Raw genomic sequence first — 16,386 nt, forward strand, 5'->3', positions numbered from 1 at the left:
AATGGTCAACTGCAAGATAGATTATTGCGGTGCTTTGCCAATAAAACAAATTACCGCTGTGTTATTGACTGATTTTTATGCAAAAAGCGGATTTGATCGTACCATCTTCAGAGAATGAGTTTTAACCTTTGTTGGCATACCGCGTGGTGAGAGGGGGAAGCGGCGACCCCGATAGGATCGCCTGACACATCGTATTCATCGTTACTGTTTGAAAATACCTCTGGCGTAGCGTGGTTCACTACGCCAGTACTGTGCAGGGGCGGAGACCTGCGCGCCCAGTCTGGCGGCTGCATGCCACGGCCAGCGAGGATCGAAGAGTATCGCACGAGCCAGCCCGATAGCGTCTGCCTCACCGGTTGCAACGATCGCTTCTGCCTGTTCCGGTTCGGTTATCAATCCAACGGCGATGGTTGTAATCCCCACCTCTTGCTTAATCCGCTGCGCATAGGGCACCTGATAATTAGGCGCAGGATGAATCTGTTGTAACGGCGATAGCCCGCCGCTGGAGACATGGATGAAATCACAGCCCAATTCGTGCAACGCTTTACTGAGCTGTACGGACTGTTCCAGATCCCAACCTCCTTCCACACCATCTGTTGCAGAAATGCGTACGCCGACGGCTTTATGTTCAGGGAAAACGTCGCGTATCGCTCGGTAAATTTCAATGACCAGACGCATCCGATTTTGAAGCGATCCGCCGTAGCCGTCCGTGCGCTGGTTTGTCAGCGGTGAGAGGAACTGGTGCAGTAAATAGCCGTGGGCAGCATGAATTTCTATCAGATCAAAGCCCAGACGATCCGCACGTTTAGCGGAATCAACGAACGAGTCAATTAGCGCACGGATTTGCGGTTCTGACATGGCCTGCGGTGGCGCATCACTGTCATTATAAGGAACAGCCGATGGTGCAATAGTTTGCCAACCGCCCTGTTCCGGGCGCAGAAATGCTCGCCCGCTCCACGGTACGCCTGTTGATGCTTTGCGACCCGCGTGCCCCAGCTGTATGCCGAGAGGCATGGCAGAATAGGTTTTGACTGCGTGAATCGCACCAGCAAGAGCCTGTTCCGTCGCGTCATCCCACAAACCAAGGTCGTGCGGGGAAATCCGCCCTTCTGGTGAGACTGCGGTCGCCTCAATAATAAGTAGCCCAGCGCCAGAATGTGACAGGTTACCTAAATGCATGGTATGCCAGGCTGTCGCCTTGCCGTCCTCTGCTGAATACTGACACATGGGAGCAATGATGATTCGGTTGGGCAGTTCAAGTTTACCCAGCGATACCGGGGAGAAAAGCTGACTCATAATGACAGATCCTTCGATGATGATACTTCATGAAAGCGAAAATGAATCCCAGAGGTCATGGGTTTACGGTAGATCACTCTTTCTCGTTACGCTATTCATTTCATGCCCTGACAGCTTCAGCGCTATCAGGTATGATGCCGGGCGATTCAGTATGTCGAGCTATAGCTTGATGATGAACGCCACACGCTAACCTCAATGAAGATAGGAACGTACACCATGCCAGTGTTACATAACCGAATTTCTAATGAGGAACTGAAGGCGCGTATGCTTGCGGAAACCGAGCCGCGTACCACAGTTTCCTTCTATAAATATTTTGCGATTGACGATCCAAAAGCCTTTCGCGATCGTCTGTATATTCAGCTTGAGCAATATAAGGTCTTCGGACGCATCTATGTTGCCACTGAAGGGATTAACGCCCAAATCAGCGTACCTAATAATCAGTTCGATGCGTTTAAAACCGCATTGTTCAGTGCGCATCCGGCACTCGATCAGATTCGCTTAAACATCGCTTTGGAAGATGACGGAAAATCGTTCTGGGTATTGCGTATGAAAGTACGCGAACGGATTGTCGCCGATGGCATTGACGATCCTACTTTTAACCCGGCGAATGTCGGGCAATACCTGAAAGCCGATCAGGTTAATGCGATGGCCGACGATCCTGATACCGTATTTGTTGATATGCGTAATCATTACGAATACGAAGTCGGGCATTTCGAGAATGCGCTGGAAGTGCCGTCGGATACCTTTCGTGAGCAGTTACCGATGGCGGTTGAAATGCTGGACGAGGCGCGTGATAAAAATATTGTCATGTACTGCACGGGCGGTATTCGCTGCGAAAAGGCCAGTGCCTACATGCTGCATCACGGCTTTAAGAACGTGTATCACGTCGAGGGCGGTATCATTGAGTATACGCGTCAGGCCAAAGCCCAAGGCTTACCGCTGAAGTTTATCGGTAAGAATTTCGTGTTCGATGAACGGATGGGAGAGCGTATCTCTGATGACGTCATCGCGCATTGCCATCAGTGCGGAGCGTCGTGTGATAGCCACACTAACTGCCGTAATGAAGGGTGCCATCTTCTGTTTATCCAATGTCCTAGCTGTGCCGCAAAATACGAAGGCTGTTGCAGTACGCAGTGTCAGGACGAGATGAAGCTGCCGCTGGAAGAACAAAGGGCGATACGCAGCGGGCGTGAGAATGGAATGAAGATCTTCAATAAATCCAAAGGATTATTGCAGTCAACGTTGCACATTCCTGCCCCTGCAGCGAAAGATAAGGCTGAATAGCGAACGGCTCATTGCGCAATAAAAAGCCCTTTCCAACGGAAAGGGCTGTGTCGTGTTGATGCGTGGTGCTGCCTTATTTCTGGCGAACGCCTTCAACGGCAATAATCAGTTCTACATCCTGTGAAGCTGGACCCAAATCGGTCGTAATGTTGAAGTCTTTCAGCTTGATAGTGCCTTCGGCTTGGAATCCTGCACGATAGTTACCCCACGGGTCATCACCCTGACCGATGAGTTTGGCATCCAGCTTAACGGGCTTGGTGACGCCATTTAAGGTCAGGTTGCCGGTAATATCGTAATCTTCACCGTCTTTCTTCACTTCAGTGGACGTAAACGTTGCCTGCGGATGCTTGGTAACGTTTAAAAATTCTGCACTGCGAAGGTGCTTGTCACGTTCAGCGTGGTTGGTATCGACGCTGTTGGTGTTGATAGTGACATTCACTTTATCCGCTGATGGGTTTTTCTCATCAAAGGTAAAGGCACCATCGAAGTCGTTAAAGCTGCCGTAAAGCCAGCTGTAACCGAGGTGTTTAATGCGGAATTCGATAAACGCGTGCTGGCCTTCTTTATCGAACTTGTATTCTGCCGCCAGTGCAGAACCGGCAGAGGCAAGCATGGATACTGCGGTCAGGCTCAGTAGTGTTTTCTTCAGCATTGGTATTTCTCCATAAATCCAGAAAGTTAAGGAACGTTGCGACCCAACATCCGTTTCAACGTGTTATCACCATCGATAAAGTGGTGTTTTAATGCGGCTAAACCGTGCAGCGCTGATAAGGCAACCACCGCCCATGCAAGATAAAGATGCACGTCGCCTGCTATATCGGCCTGATCCGTCAAGCCGCTGACAATGGCCGGAACAGAAAACCAGCCAAAAACTGAGATAGAATGCCCTTCGGCAGTGGAAATGAGATATCCACTAATGAGAATGGCGAAAAGAATGACATAAAGCGCAATATGAGCCAGCGTCGCGCTGACGCGGGTTAATGTGGAGTAGCTTTTCAACGGCGGAGGCGGTGGGGAGATAAAACGCCATACCACGCGAAAGATTAAGATGGCAAAGAACAGCACGCCAATGGCTTTGTGAATCTCTGGGGCACGGTGATACCAAATATTGTAGTACCCTAATGTGACCATCCACAGTCCTAAAGCGAACATGCCATAAACGGTTAACGCTGCAATCCAGTGCAAAAGAATGCTGATATGGCCATAACGAGAAGAGGTATTACGCCAAAGCATGGTGATAACTCCTTATCAGATCGGTAACGCAGTCAATTCGGCGAAATTTAACAGGAAGAAACATAAAATCAATATAAACTTTCAAATTGTAACATTATCATAAACATGAACAATTTTTTTGAATTTAAATTCATAATTTATTCAGTTTGGTTATGGAAGTTCTTTACTGGAAATAGATATTTCTAATGCCTGTTTTCAGGCGAAAGATGAATAAAGGCGGCAGTGAGATAAATTAATTGCACTGGAAAGCGGCTCTATTAGTTGAATAATGATATAGCGGGTGATTATTAGTATCAGGGCGGTGAGAGTATAAAAAAGATAGGCGCGGCTTCATTTATTGATGGATATAAAAAGAAATGAGAATAGCCCTAAAATAACAACACCGCGCTATTGGCGGTGTTGTTATTGTTTAAGAAACTTAATGGGTATTGAATATAATATTAATAACGTTATCAATTACTAATGTTTTCGATAATCACTGGCGTCACAGTCTGTTGATTCGATTTTTGCAATACCGGCTTCGAGTATGTGTATCAGTTGCCTTGCAACATCGGTTGTTAGCCAAAGCGTCCGGTCGACATGTGCTTCATCTGGTGCCTGGTCCGAGGTGGATAAGTAGTGCAAACGGATCATCATGGCGTCATAACTGTCAACGGTGCTGATGTCCCAACCTACAAGAGGATGTGTCTGAATAACTTCATTTTTTCTATCCATAAATACCCCTTATTGACTAGTTACTAACATGAGTGACTAATGAGGCTTCAGGTAGTTCATTTTTTTTAATGAACATTATCAGTATACTGCTGCTTATTTAATTTATGGGAAATATTTTCAATTTTTCGTAAAAAATATTACACAGGCAGGTATGGCTAAGAGGTACGTCAGATGAAATATCGGGACGAATAGACTTTCATCCCGAAGGTGTTGTTAACAGAGATGGCAGAGCATTATTCCACGCCAAATCCTGCATTTTTCTCCAATGCGGCAGCAAGTCGGGCAAGGTATTTTTTCATCGCTGGATCTCGATTCTCATTTTGAGATTCGAGTGCCAGATTGTGAATCATCAGCTTGTTTGCTTTTTCATCAAGGCAGAATGCCAGCGACGAAAAGGCAAGTTCCAGAGCGTCGATCTTGCGTTGTTGCTCGCCAATCAGCTCCAGCAATTCCCCAAATGTCATTGCCTCTTCTGGTTTTTCTACCGTCATAACAGATACCCTCGGTCATAGCACATGGCGAAATGCCGCTTTAAGCTGCCATTACAGCCTATATCTTCGTTATTTTTCAAGTTTTAGATTACTCGACGGTAAACCAGTCGTCGGCGCTTTCCCACGTTTCCTGCAAGATTTCAGAGATACGATCTTTGTCCTCTTTGCCAGCCCCCATGACTGTCAGGTTATTTGCGGACGCATAACGCACCTGAATGGGCGTGTCGGGATAAATTTTGTGAATACGCTTTTCCAGCTCATGCCTGAGTGCTTCGACTGCACCGGCGGGTAAAGGCGTTGTCTTTGCAAGAGTGATTTCTACGCGCATGCTGACCTCCAAATTTTAAACTGTTTATTTATACAGTTATTGCAAGTGGAGAACAAGACAGGCGATAAAATTTAGCCCATCGGCACAATGCGGATGGGCTTGTCGGTTAACGGACTGACCAGTTGAGGCTTTGTCCGGCCAGGAAGGGGATTAGCGACTCGTCGCCGAGTGCGATTTCTTCAGGGAACGTGACGGTTTCACGATGAAGCTCAATCCAGCTGTCGTTCACAGGCAGGCCATAAAAACGCGGACCATTCAGGGAACAGAATGCTTCGAGTTTATCCAGTGCGTGCATTTCTTCAAAAACGGTGGCGTAGGTACTCAATGCGGCCTGAGCATTGAATACACCGGCACAGCCACAGCTGGACTCTTTTCTGTGTTTTGCATGCGGCGCGGAGTCAGTGCCGAGGAAAAGCCGGTCACAGCCGCTAGCGACGGCTTCACGTAGCGCCTGCTGATGCGTATTGCGTTTTAAGATAGGCAGGCAATATAGGTGAGGGCGAACGCCACCAACCAGCATATGATTACGGTTAAACATCAGATGCTGCGGTGTAATGGTTGCGGCGAGATAATCATTACCTTCAACAACATACTGCGCGGCTTCTTTCGTCGTAATGTGCTCGAGGACGACTTTCAGCTCAGGGAACTGTTGGCGTAATGGTTCCAGCACCGTTTCGATGAAGCGTGCTTCTCGATCGAAAATATCGACGGCAGAGTCGGTCACTTCGCCGTGGATGAGTAACGGCATGCCAATCTTCTGCATTTGTTCCAGAATGCCGGAGATATTGGCGACGCTGGTGACCCCATGGCTGGAGTTTGTTGTGGCATTGGCGGGATAGAGCTTGGCTGCGGTAAAGACGCCTTGCTCAAAACCACTCACGACTTCGTTGACATCAAGTGCATCGGTCAGGTAGCACGTCATCAGCGGATGAAAATCATCACCCTGCGGGACCGCGGCTAAAATGCGCTGACGATACGCTATCGCGCTGGCTACGCTGGTAATCGGCGGCGTCAGGTTAGGCATAACAATCGCACGGCCAAAGAAACGACTGGTATAGGGGAGAACGGTTTCCAGCATCCGATCGTCACGCAGGTGAATGTGCCAATCGTCAGGGCGACGGATTTTAAGAATAGTGGGCTGTGCGGTCATGGAATTGCGCTCCGGCGGTCAGTAGAAAAACAGCATCTTTCGGTTGGTTTTGGGACTGATACGGCGGGGGATAAGGATAAGCGCAAAGCCATTTGAATGCATCCGTTTGTTGATGAATGCTTGAAATTAACCGTAGATTGGCATCTGATAGCATTATCTTTTCATTGATAAATAAGGGATGTATATGGAAATTCGTATTGTCGCTACCATTCAGGCAAAAGCAGAGTTCGTTGCAGACGTTACCGCAACGCTGAAACGCGTGGTGGCACCTAGCCGACAGGAAGCAGGTAATGTGCAGTATGATCTGCATGAAGTCGTGGATAAATCCGGTTCGTTTGTGTTTTTCGAACGCTGGAAAGATCGAGATGCGCTGGCATCACATGAGCAGAGCGATCACTTCAAAAATCTGCTGGCGGAGCTGGATGGCAAAACTGACAGTGTAGATATCAAGCTATTGAATCTTTTAGGCTAACAAAGTGCTATTCATAAAAAAACCCGCCAATTGGCGGGTTTTGTCTATAGAAACCAGAATTACTCGCTGGCCGGTGTAGGCTTGGTTGCTGGCGCAGTTGACTGGTTAACTGCGGCATGACCACCTGCTGAACCTTTTCCTGAGAACGGATAGGCAGGACGAACCCAATCACTGTGTCGAGCAGGCTCCGCCTGGTATGCTGGCGCTGGCGCTTTAGTCATTGGCGCTGTCGCATGGAGCTTATAACGAGGTTGCTCAGCAACGCTTGCTGCTTTTGCTACGCTCGGTACAGACGCTTCCACAATCGGTTGTGCGCTGATAGCAGATACTGGCTCATCCTGAATGTGTTGCGGCGAGCTGACTTCCTGAACCGCGGAAACTGCAGGGGTTGAAACCGGTTCTGCCAGATCGGCTTTCTCAGTTGAATCAACGATGCTATCTGCTTGCTGCTCTTCTGCGACCGCTTCGGTAGCTACGTTTTCAGTCACTGTATTTTCAGAGGCAACAGCGTCAACGGTTTCTTCAGCAACCTGAGTTGCCACAGTATCAGCAGGTTGTGCTTCCTCAACGGCATTCACAGCAACTGCAGCGATAGCATCATCGATAGCGGTGTTCTCAGTAACTGGCTCGACGACGGTTTCTTCGCCTGCGGTACTCACCTCGACATCCACTACATTGCTATCCTGGATAACGTCGGCAGATTGTGCTGTAGCGGTTACAGCGGCTTCTTCCTGAACCACGGCTTCAGTAATCGCAACGTTTTCATCCGTATTGGATTCCGCGGTGTCAGCTTGTGCAGTCACTGCGGCTTCGACAACGGCAGGTAACAGCGGTGTTTCAATTGCTGCAACGTTCTCGTCCTGCTGTTGGCTTTCAGCCTGCTGTGGCTGTGCAAGAGGATAGCTAACCCACACTTTTCCTGATGCCATTTCCGGTGATGCGGCGGCAAACTCCAACTGCATTGGTGACTGAGACGGGTAACGCTCGTCACGATAGCGACGACGGCGCTGGCCGCTAACACGCAGGTGACGCGGAGAACGACGTGAACGACGTGGCATACCGCCATTCTCGCCATTGGCACGATTTGCATCGTTCTGCTCGTTATCGACCTCGTTATTGTCTACCGCAGCATCGCTTGGCTTGACGTAAGCTTGAACCTGCTCAGATGGTGCAGCGACAGGTGCGGTGCTATCGGAGAGGATGTCTTGTTGAGCATCGGACTGAACGCGTACTTTCTGCGTCAACTGACGGCGTTGGCGACGCGGCATAACCTGAGTCGGTTTATCCTGCTCGGCAGCATTGTCATCAGAATCATCAATAACTGACTGTGCTTTTGCCTCAGCCGGAGCCTGACGGCGATCATCTTGACGACGACGCTGACGTTCAGCACGTGGTTCACGACGCGGCTGCTCTTCCGAATTGGACTTCTCCGCATTTTCCGCTGCGCGGGTGTCAGTAACCGCTTCCTCGTTTTGTCGCTTATTACGGCGCTGCTCATCACGCTGTTCACGATTGTCACGAGAGCTACGATCGCGGCGATTATTACCCTGACGGCGTGAGTTCCGGCGTTCAGGGCGCTGACCTTCAGTGGATTTCTCTTCTTCGGCCTTCTTATCGTCAACGCTATCCGCTGCTTTTACCGCAGGCTCGGAAGCAAAGACGCTTTTTAAGGCGCTGAACAAGCGGCTAACGAAGCCTGGCTGAGCGACTTCCGCCGGTTTTGCTGCCGCAGGCGCTGCTTTGGCAATCGATGGTGCAGTTTCCTCTGGCATTTCAGCCATGCTAAACGTTGCTAAGGCAGGTTGTTCAGGCTGTTTGCGCTCGATAGTCTGTTCGTCTTGCAACTGCTGCGTTTCCGTTTCCAAACGCTGAGGCAGCAAATAGCTGAGCGTCGGTTTTTCTTCGCCTTTACGGACGCGAACAACGGAGTAGTGCGGCGTTTGCATACCGTCGTGTGGCACGATTATCGCGCGCACGCCGCCTTGACGTTTCTCAATGGCGTTAACGGCATCACGCTTCTCGTTCAGCAGATAAGACGCAATCTGGACTGGAACAATCGCGTGGACTTCTTTGGTGTTTTCTTTCAGCGCTTCTTCTTCGATCAGACGAAGAATAGACAGTGAAAGTGATTCATTGTCACGAATCGTACCGGTACCGCTACAGCGTGGGCAGACGTGGTGGCTGGATTCACCCAGTGAAGGACTCAGACGCTGACGCGACATTTCCAGCAGGCCAAAGCGGGAAATCCGGCCGATCTGAATACGTGCACGATCCTGACGTACAGAGTCACGTAGGCGGTTTTCAACTTCACGCTGGTGACGAACCGGAGTCATATCGATGAAGTCGATAACGATCAGACCACCGAGGTCACGCAGGCGCAACTGGCGGGCAATTTCGTCTGCGGCTTCAAGGTTGGTATTGAACGCGGTTTCTTCAATATCACCACCACGCGTCGCACGGGCGGAGTTGATATCGATTGCTGTCAGCGCTTCGGTTGTATCAATAACGATAGAACCACCGGACGGCAGGCGAACTTCACGCTGGAAAGCCGATTCGATCTGCGATTCGATCTGATAGTGGCTGAAAAGTGGGATTTCACCACTGTACAATTTGATTTTGCTGCTGAAATCAGGGCGACCCAGCGCAGAAATATGTTCTTTCGCCAGATCGAGAATTTTTGGGTTGTCGATCAGGATTTCGCCAATGTCCGGGCGCAGATAGTCGCGGAAGGCGCGGACGATCACGTTACTTTCCTGATGGATCAGGAACGGTGCAGGGCGGCCTTCGGCGGCTTTTTTGATCGCGTCCCAGTGTTTCAGACGGAAAGCCAGATCCCATTGCAGCGCTTCAGCGGATTTGCCCACACCAGCGGTACGAACAATGAGCCCCATGCCATCGGGCAATTGCAACGATCCCAACGCTTCTTTGAGCTCGGTACGATCGTCACCTTCGATACGGCGTGAAATACCGCCTGCACGAGGGTTGTTTGGCATTAAGACCAGATAGCTGCCTGCCAGACTGATAAAGGTGGTCAGTGCAGCGCCTTTGTTGCCACGCTCTTCTTTGTCTACCTGAACAATGACTTCCTGACCTTCACGTAACACGTCTTTGATGTTAGGACGACCGTGGGAAGAATAGTTGCTAGGGAAGTATTCGCGGGCGATTTCTTTAAGAGGGAGGAAACCGTGTCTTTCAGCGCCGTAATCAACAAAAGCCGCTTCAAGACTAGGTTCGATACGAGTGATTTTACCTTTGTAGATATTTGCTTTCTTCTGCTCATGACCCGGACTTTCGATATCCAAGTCATACAGCCGTTGACCATCAACCAAGGCAACACGCAACTCTTCCTGCTGAGTTGCGTTAATTAACATTCTTTTCATCTTCAACTTACTCGTTATTTTTACTTGCATTATTGATAGAGCTGCGGACAAAAGAACCGCATGACCGGAGTGAACCGATGGTCTCGTGGCTTATCGCAGGGACGTCAACCTCCCGGTTGTCGCCTGCATAGAGACGCATGTTTCGGTAGCCTGTGTTTCCTGATGGAAAACAGCGCATTTACTGAGGGAACAGCTTCTGAATTATGTCGCCAGATCTGATTCCATTTGCCGGCCAAGCTGCAATCCGCAGCCCGCTAACTGCTTGATTTCACATTACGTCTTACGCCATTGCTGCGTGTGTGCGTCATCAGGCAAATTTAATAATTCCGCAATTTCCCCTTGTTTTATCGGAAATCCGCGTGGGAAACGCAAAAGCATTATTCCACTGCTGATACCGTTATAGCAAGGTGACTTTGCCTGTCTGTATAAAGATAGTTCTGTTGTTATCACCAAAACGGACAGGGTTTGATGCTACAGCCCAACTCACCCGTCCACTTACTCGACAATGCAACAATATCTTCATAAGTCAGACACACAGTTAAGCACAGAAAAAGAAGTGGCGCTATCGGGTTGCTCTATTTAGAATCGCGCATCATGAAAACAGATAATCCTTCAGTACAATTTGTGACGATCTCCGCAGATGAAGCGGGGCAGCGCATCGATAATTTTTTGCATACCCACTTAAAGGGTGTGCCTAAAAGCATGGTTTACCGTATCTTGCGAAAAGGTGAGGTAAGGATAAATAAGAAACGGGTCAAACCTGAGTATAAATTGCTCGATGGTGATGTCATCCGTATTCCGCCTGTTCGACAGGCAGAACGCGATGAAACCCCTGTTTCTGCCAGTCTTGGTAAAGTGGCGGCGTTGGCCGAGTGCATTATTTATGAAGATGACTACCTGTTGGTGCTAAATAAGCCCTCGGGGACGGCCGTGCATGGCGGCAGTGGCTTAAGTTTCGGCGTAATTGAAGGGCTGCGTGCTTTACGCCCGGAAGCGCGTTTTCTGGAGTTAGTACACCGTCTCGATCGCGATACCTCTGGCGTTTTACTGGTCGCAAAAAAACGCTCGGCCTTACGTTCTCTGCACGAACAGTTGCGGCTGAAAGGTATGCAAAAAGACTATCTGGCGTTGGTTCGCGGCCAGTGGCAGTCTCATTGCAAGGTTGTTCAGGCACCGCTGTTGAAAAATATCCTGCAAAGCGGTGAGCGCATCGTACGGGTAAACAGCGACGGTAAACCGTCAGAAACGCGTTTTAAAATAGAAGAACGTTTTGAACACGCGACGCTGGTGCGGGCGAGTCCTGTTACCGGGCGTACGCATCAAATTCGTGTACACGCCCAACATGCTGGACATCCGATAGCGTTCGATGACCGTTACGGCGATCGCGAATTCGATCAGCAACTGGCGGACACGGGCTTAAAACGTCTCTTCCTGCATGCGCAGGCGCTACGTTTTGAACATCCGAACACGGGTGAGACACTGAGAGTCGAAGCACCATTGGATAGCGGGCTGCGTCGCTGTCTGCAGATGCTGCGCAAGACAAAAGCATAACAACATAACCTATATATTTTTATCTGTCGGGATAGCCGCTTAATCGGGCTATCCCGATTTACTTTACATCGTCAGCGGATTCACGCCTTCCTTTTGTAGCATCTGCGTTAGCGCGATCAATGGCAATCCAATGAGCGTATTAGGATCGCGCCCGGATAGTCGTTCAAAGAGGGTAATGCCCAATCCTTCGCTTTTAAAGCTGCCCGCGCAGTTCCACGGCTGTTCTTTCTCCAGATAACCGTCAATTTCTGCTTCCGTTAGCGTACGGAAATGCACGTCAAATGGCTCTGCAATGCTCTGCATTTCCTGAGTTGCACTATTGAAGAGCGCTAAACCCGTAAAGAAGGAAACACACTTTCCGCTGGCCTGCTGTAACTGGCGTGTTGCGTTACCCTTATTATGTGGTTTTCCTGTTATGGCGTTCTCCAGAACGCAAACCTGATCGGAACCGATAATCAGGTGATTGGGGTAGTGCGCAGCCAGTGTTTGCGCTTTGCTTTCAGCAAGACGGATCACAAGATCAACGGCGTTTTCGCCGGGGTAAGGAGTTTCATCGATGTCCGGCGATGCGCAAATAAAGGGGATCGCCAGCTTTTCCAACAAGGCCCGGCGATAAGGTGAGGTTGAGGCGAGAATAATCTGCTGCATAATTTTTTGATAAACCGTAGCGTAATGATGAAAGGCATTTTAAACTGTGCGCCGCTCTGGAAGCGAATATTGGTGAAAGGTGGTGTATCACTGCCTTTTTCTTTGACTCTATGTCGTTACGACGTTAATATGCGCGCCCTATGCAAAAGGTAAAATTACCCTTAACCCTTGATGCGGTCCGCACTGCTCAGAAGCGTTTAGATTACGTTGGTATCTATTCAGCTGAACAAGTAGAGCGTGTTGCCGAATCAGTGGTGAGTGTGGATAGTGATGTTCAGGCCTCTTTATCTTTCAATATTGATAATCAGCGTCTGGCAGTGATTGACGGTAACGCTGACGTTACGGTCACACTGATGTGTCAGCGTTGCAGCAAGCCGTTTGAACATCAAGTCCATGCGACATTCTGTTTCAGCCCGGTCGTCAATGATGAGCAGGCCGAAGCGTTACCGGAAGCGTATGAACCGATCGGCGTTGATGAATTTGGCGAAGTCGATCTGCTGGCAATGATTGAAGATGAAATAATTCTGATGTTGCCTATCGCCCCGGTGCATGATTCTGAACACTGTGAAGTGTCCGAAGCGGATATGGTATTTGGTCAACTGCCTGCAGAGGCGGAAAAACCAAATCCGTTTGCCGTATTAGCCAGTTTAAAGCGTAAGTAATTAAGGAGTAAGGTCCATGGCCGTACAACAAAACAAACCTAGCCGTTCCAAACGTGGTATGCGTCGTTCACATGATGCGCTGACTACCGCTTCTGTATCCGTAGATAAAGTTTCTGGCGAAACTCACCTGCGTCACCACATCACTGCGGATGGTTACTACCGCGGTCGCAAGGTCATTGCTAAGTAATTCTTGCGAATTATTTGCAAGGCAATACCTTGACACGCCTAACTCTGGCGTTAGATGCGATGGGCGGGGATTTTGGTCCCTGCGTAACAGTGCCTGCTGCATTGCAGGCACTGGCTTCTAATCCAGCTCTCAATTTGTTATTAGTCGGCGATCCTGCTGCAATAACGCCATTACTTGCCAAAGTCGATTCTGATTTACTTTCCCGCTTAGAGATTGTTCCGGCGGAGTCGGTTATTGCTAGTGATGCGAGGCCATCGCAGGCTATTCGTGCGAGTCGTGGTACCTCAATGCGTATAGCGCTTGAGTTGATTAAAGACGGTAGGGCACAGGCCTGTGTGAGCGCTGGCAACACCGGTGCGCTTATGGGGCTAGCCAAGCTCCTGATTAAGCCACTGGAAGGAATTGAGCGACCCGCGTTAGTGTCAGTATTACCTCACCAGCAACACGGAAAGACAGTTGTGTTGGATCTGGGGGCGAATGTTGACTGTGACAGCACGATGCTGGTTCAGTTTGCTGTGATGGGCTCAGTGATGGCAGAAGAAGTGCTGGAACTGGCAAATCCTCGGGTCGCGTTGTTGAATATCGGTGAAGAAGAAAGCAAAGGGCTGAGCACTATCCGTGAAGCAGCGGTACAGCTAAAAGAGGCACCATCAATCAATTACATCGGTTATCTGGAAGGCAACGATCTGCTGACTGGGAAAACGGATGTGATGGTCTGTGACGGCTTTGTGGGGAATGTCACACTGAAAACGGTGGAAGGCGTGGTAAGGATGTTCCTGTCACTGCTGAAATCTCCAGCTTCAGGCCCTGGGCAAAAACAAAAGCGATCCTGGTGGTTGAAATGGCTAGGACGTTTGTTACAAAAACGCTTATCAAAGCGTTTCGGTCATTTGAATCCCGATCAATATAATGGCGCATGCCTGCTAGGATTACGGGGAACTGTAATCAAAAGCCATGGTGCAGCAAACCAGAGAGCGTTTGCGGTTGCTATTGAACAGGCAATGCAGACGGTACGGCGGCAGCTTCCCGAGCGGATTGCCGCTCGTCTAGAAGCGGTATTACCCAAGAGTGACTAAGCGTACATGTATACAAAAATAATCGGAACGGGCAGCTACCTGCCTGAAGAAATCAGGACGAACGCTGATTTAGAAAAGATGGTGGAAACGACGGACGAATGGATCGTCACACGTACTGGAATCCGTGAGCGCCGTATTGCTGCGCCGGATGAAAACGTGGCAACCATGGGATACCGTGCCGCGCAGAAAGCGCTGGAAATGGCGAATGTCGATCCTTCTGAAGTCGGTCTTCTGATTGTTGCTACAACATCATCAAGCCATGCTTTCCCTAGCTCCGCCTGTCAGGTTCAGCAACTGCTAGGGATCAAAGATACGATTGCCTTCGATCTGGCCGCTGCGTGTGCAGGTTTTACCTACGCGCTGAGCGTTGCCGATCAATATGTTAAAAGTGGTGCGGTGAAATATGCACTGGTGATCGGTTCTGATACGTTGTCGCGTACATTGGATCCTGAAGATCGCGGCACGCTGATTCTGTTCGGTGATGGTGCGGGTGCCGTGCTGTTAACGCCGTCAGAACAACCGGGGATTCTTTCTACCCACCTGCATGCCGATGGCCGTTATGGCGAACTGCTGACGCTGCCGCATCAGGATCGTAATCATACCGATACGCCAGCTTACCTGACGATGGCGGGTAATGAAGTCTTTAAAGTGGCAGTGACTGAACTGGCACATATCGTTGAAGAAACGCTGCAAGCGGCTCAACTGGATAAAAGTGAATTAGACTGGCTGGTGCCTCATCAGGCTAACCTGCGTATCATTAGCGCCACGGCGAAAAAGCTGGGTATGGGGATGGACAAGGTGGTTGTGACGCTAGATCGTCATGGTAATACCTCCGCAGCCTCCGTGCCTTCAGCGCTTGATGAAGCGGTGCGTGATGGGCGTATTAAACCAGGGCAACTGGTGCTGCTTGAAGCCTTCGGTGGCGGTTTTACCTGGGGTTCCGCGCTGGTTCGTTTTTAATTAAACAGGATTGTGATATGACGCAATTTGCAATGGTATTTCCCGGTCAGGGATCGCAGACGGTAGGGATGTTAGCTGAACTTGCAGCAGAATACCCGATCGTCACCGAAACGTTTGCTCAGGCTTCTGAAGCGTTAGGTTATGACTTGTGGCAGCTTACCCAGCAAGGGCCGGCTGAAGAGTTGAATAAAACCTGGCAGACGCAGCCTGCATTACTGACCGCTTCTGTTGCTATCTGGCGTGTCTGGCAGCAACAGGGAGGAAAAACACCTGCTCTGATGTCTGGTCATAGCCTCGGTGAATATTCCGCATTGGTTTGCGCGGGTGTGCTGGATTTCCAACAGGCCGTCCGTCTGGTTGAACTGCGTGGCAAACTGATGCAGGAAGCCGTGCCAGAAGGCACGGGTGCGATGTATGCCATTATCGGGCTTGATAACGAGGCTATTGCCAAGGCGTGTGAAGAATCCGCGCAGGGGCAGGTGGTGTCTCCGGTAAACTTCAATTCACCGGGTCAGGTGGTGATTGCGGGCGATAAAGACGCCGTTGAGCGTGCTGGTGCTGCGTGTAAAGCGGCGGGGGCGAAGCGTGCGCTGCCGCTGCCTGTCAGCGTACCGTCACACTGTGCGCTGATGGAGCCAGCAGCGAAGAAACTCGCTGTTGCGCTGGAGTCCGTGACGTTTAATTCTCCGGCCATCCCCGTTGTCAATAATGTTGATGCACGCATCGAAACCACGCCGGAAGCCATTCGCGATGCGCTGGTGCGCCAGCTTCATTGCCCAGTACGCTGGACTGACTGTGTTGAATTTATGGCTTCTCAGGGCATTGAGTCGCTGTTAGAAGTCGGGCCGGGTAAAGTATTGACTGGCTTAACCAAACGAATCGTCGATACTCTGACAGCAGCTGCGGTGAACGATCCTGCTTCCCTATCAGCGGCGATTGAGAAATAAGAACGGA

The 16,386-nt window shown here is 49.9% G+C and carries 17 protein-coding genes; 8 read left to right on the forward strand and 9 right to left on the reverse strand.

All coding sequences use genetic code 11. The features are described from left to right. Positions 1–201: 201 nt before the first annotated feature. A complete protein-coding gene (locus ACIPUG_RS13995; RefSeq protein ID WP_039520064.1) occupies positions 202–1,296 on the reverse strand; it encodes an NADH:flavin oxidoreductase/NADH oxidase in 1,095 nt (364 codons plus the stop codon). A 216-nt stretch (positions 1,297–1,512) separates the two neighbouring features. Between ACIPUG_RS13995 and ACIPUG_RS14000 the strand changes: the two genes are divergently transcribed. Next, positions 1,513–2,580 (forward strand): rhodanese-related sulfurtransferase, encoded by a 1,068-nt coding sequence (locus tag ACIPUG_RS14000; protein WP_039515960.1) that lies wholly within the window; start codon positions 1,513–1,515, stop codon positions 2,578–2,580. Positions 2,581–2,653: 73 nt separating this feature from the next. Here ACIPUG_RS14000 and ACIPUG_RS14005 read toward each other — a convergent pair whose 3' ends face one another. From ACIPUG_RS14005 to pyrC, 6 genes are all read right to left on the reverse strand, one after another. Beyond that, a complete protein-coding gene (locus ACIPUG_RS14005; RefSeq protein WP_161503050.1) occupies positions 2,654–3,229 on the reverse strand; it encodes a YceI family protein in 576 nt (191 codons plus the stop codon). 29 nt (positions 3,230–3,258) lie between these two features. Then, positions 3,259–3,813 (reverse strand): cytochrome b, encoded by a 555-nt coding sequence (locus tag ACIPUG_RS14010; RefSeq protein WP_010276123.1) that lies wholly within the window; start codon positions 3,811–3,813, stop codon positions 3,259–3,261. A 459-nt stretch (positions 3,814–4,272) separates the two neighbouring features. Next, positions 4,273–4,527 carry a biofilm formation regulator BssS gene (gene bssS / locus ACIPUG_RS14015; RefSeq protein ID WP_010276127.1) on the reverse strand — a complete coding sequence of 85 codons (255 nt, stop codon included), beginning with the start codon at positions 4,525–4,527 and terminating at the stop codon, positions 4,273–4,275. A 233-nt stretch (positions 4,528–4,760) separates the two neighbouring features. Continuing rightward, positions 4,761–5,018, reverse strand: coding sequence for a hypothetical protein (locus tag ACIPUG_RS14020; protein WP_010297192.1), 258 nt, complete (start codon positions 5,016–5,018; stop codon positions 4,761–4,763). Positions 5,019–5,106: 88 nt separating this feature from the next. Next, on the reverse strand, positions 5,107–5,346 hold the full coding sequence (gene dinI, locus ACIPUG_RS14025; RefSeq protein WP_014915848.1) for a DNA damage-inducible protein I: 240 nt from the start codon (positions 5,344–5,346) through the stop codon (positions 5,107–5,109). Between the two features lie 106 nt (positions 5,347–5,452). Further along, entirely contained in the window at positions 5,453–6,496 is a 1,044-nt protein-coding gene (gene pyrC, locus ACIPUG_RS14030) for a dihydroorotase (RefSeq protein WP_039528617.1), read from the reverse strand. 184 nt (positions 6,497–6,680) lie between these two features. On the opposite strand from pyrC, the gene ACIPUG_RS14035 reads away from it, so the two are divergent. Further along, a complete protein-coding gene (locus tag ACIPUG_RS14035; RefSeq protein ID WP_039528612.1) occupies positions 6,681–6,968 on the forward strand; it encodes a putative quinol monooxygenase in 288 nt (95 codons plus the stop codon). 59 nt (positions 6,969–7,027) lie between these two features. Here ACIPUG_RS14035 and rne read toward each other — a convergent pair whose 3' ends face one another. Next, positions 7,028–10,348: a ribonuclease E gene (gene rne, locus ACIPUG_RS14040; protein ID WP_400338822.1), complete on the reverse strand. Its 3,321-nt coding sequence runs from the start codon at positions 10,346–10,348 to the stop codon at positions 7,028–7,030. A 594-nt stretch (positions 10,349–10,942) separates the two neighbouring features. On the opposite strand from rne, the gene rluC reads away from it, so the two are divergent. Continuing rightward, positions 10,943–11,899, forward strand: coding sequence for a 23S rRNA pseudouridine(955/2504/2580) synthase RluC (gene rluC, locus ACIPUG_RS14045; protein WP_039499963.1), 957 nt, complete (start codon positions 10,943–10,945; stop codon positions 11,897–11,899). Between the two features lie 63 nt (positions 11,900–11,962). Here rluC and ACIPUG_RS14050 read toward each other — a convergent pair whose 3' ends face one another. Further along, positions 11,963–12,547 carry a nucleoside triphosphate pyrophosphatase gene (locus ACIPUG_RS14050; protein WP_039468006.1) on the reverse strand — a complete coding sequence of 195 codons (585 nt, stop codon included), beginning with the start codon at positions 12,545–12,547 and terminating at the stop codon, positions 11,963–11,965. Positions 12,548–12,687: 140 nt separating this feature from the next. On the opposite strand from ACIPUG_RS14050, the gene yceD reads away from it, so the two are divergent. Genes yceD through fabD form a run of 5 tightly spaced genes read left to right on the forward strand, consistent with a single transcriptional unit; the run spans position 12,688 to position 16,379 of the window. Then, positions 12,688–13,209, forward strand: a complete 522-nt coding sequence (yceD, locus tag ACIPUG_RS14055) for a 23S rRNA accumulation protein YceD (protein WP_039275632.1) — start codon at positions 12,688–12,690, stop codon at positions 13,207–13,209. A 16-nt stretch (positions 13,210–13,225) separates the two neighbouring features. Next, positions 13,226–13,396, forward strand: coding sequence for a 50S ribosomal protein L32 (gene rpmF / locus ACIPUG_RS14060; protein ID WP_005970518.1), 171 nt, complete (start codon positions 13,226–13,228; stop codon positions 13,394–13,396). 29 nt (positions 13,397–13,425) lie between these two features. Further along, positions 13,426–14,472, forward strand: a complete 1,047-nt coding sequence (gene plsX, locus ACIPUG_RS14065; protein ID WP_400338825.1) for a phosphate acyltransferase PlsX — start codon at positions 13,426–13,428, stop codon at positions 14,470–14,472. 6 nt (positions 14,473–14,478) lie between these two features. After that, complete coding sequence (locus ACIPUG_RS14070) at positions 14,479–15,432, forward strand: beta-ketoacyl-ACP synthase III (protein ID WP_010276174.1); 954 nt, start codon at positions 14,479–14,481, stop codon at positions 15,430–15,432. Positions 15,433–15,449: 17 nt separating this feature from the next. Then, entirely contained in the window at positions 15,450–16,379 is a 930-nt protein-coding gene (gene fabD / locus ACIPUG_RS14075; RefSeq protein WP_400338827.1) for an ACP S-malonyltransferase, read from the forward strand. Positions 16,380–16,386 lie beyond the last annotated feature (7 nt).

The organism is Pectobacterium sp. CHL-2024, assembly GCF_044751765.1.
Taxonomy (GTDB): Bacteria; Pseudomonadota; Gammaproteobacteria; order Enterobacterales; family Enterobacteriaceae; genus Pectobacterium; species Pectobacterium brasiliense.

What these genes read in the sequence shown, in the direction of transcription:
- ACIPUG_RS13995 (WP_039520064.1), bottom strand. Translation starts at nt 1,296, where the DNA reads ATGAGTCAGCTTTTCTCCCCGGTATCGCTGGGTAAACTTGAACTGCCC.
- ACIPUG_RS14000 (WP_039515960.1), top strand. Translation starts at nt 1,513, where the DNA reads ATGCCAGTGTTACATAACCGAATTTCTAATGAGGAACTGAAGGCGCGT.
- ACIPUG_RS14010 (WP_010276123.1), bottom strand. Translation starts at nt 3,813, where the DNA reads ATGCTTTGGCGTAATACCTCTTCTCGTTATGGCCATATCAGCATTCTT.
- bssS (WP_010276127.1), bottom strand. Translation starts at nt 4,527, where the DNA reads ATGGATAGAAAAAATGAAGTTATTCAGACACATCCTCTTGTAGGTTGG.
- ACIPUG_RS14020 (WP_010297192.1), bottom strand. Translation starts at nt 5,018, where the DNA reads ATGACGGTAGAAAAACCAGAAGAGGCAATGACATTTGGGGAATTGCTG.
- dinI (WP_014915848.1), bottom strand. Translation starts at nt 5,346, where the DNA reads ATGCGCGTAGAAATCACTCTTGCAAAGACAACGCCTTTACCCGCCGGT.
- pyrC (WP_039528617.1), bottom strand. Translation starts at nt 6,496, where the DNA reads ATGACCGCACAGCCCACTATTCTTAAAATCCGTCGCCCTGACGATTGG.
- ACIPUG_RS14035 (WP_039528612.1), top strand. Translation starts at nt 6,681, where the DNA reads ATGGAAATTCGTATTGTCGCTACCATTCAGGCAAAAGCAGAGTTCGTT.
- rne (WP_400338822.1), bottom strand. Translation starts at nt 10,348, where the DNA reads ATGAAAAGAATGTTAATTAACGCAACTCAGCAGGAAGAGTTGCGTGTT.
- rluC (WP_039499963.1), top strand. Translation starts at nt 10,943, where the DNA reads ATGAAAACAGATAATCCTTCAGTACAATTTGTGACGATCTCCGCAGAT.
- ACIPUG_RS14050 (WP_039468006.1), bottom strand. Translation starts at nt 12,547, where the DNA reads ATGCAGCAGATTATTCTCGCCTCAACCTCACCTTATCGCCGGGCCTTG.
- yceD (WP_039275632.1), top strand. Translation starts at nt 12,688, where the DNA reads ATGCAAAAGGTAAAATTACCCTTAACCCTTGATGCGGTCCGCACTGCT.
- rpmF (WP_005970518.1), top strand. Translation starts at nt 13,226, where the DNA reads ATGGCCGTACAACAAAACAAACCTAGCCGTTCCAAACGTGGTATGCGT.
- ACIPUG_RS14070 (WP_010276174.1), top strand. Translation starts at nt 14,479, where the DNA reads ATGTATACAAAAATAATCGGAACGGGCAGCTACCTGCCTGAAGAAATC.
- fabD (WP_400338827.1), top strand. Translation starts at nt 15,450, where the DNA reads ATGACGCAATTTGCAATGGTATTTCCCGGTCAGGGATCGCAGACGGTA.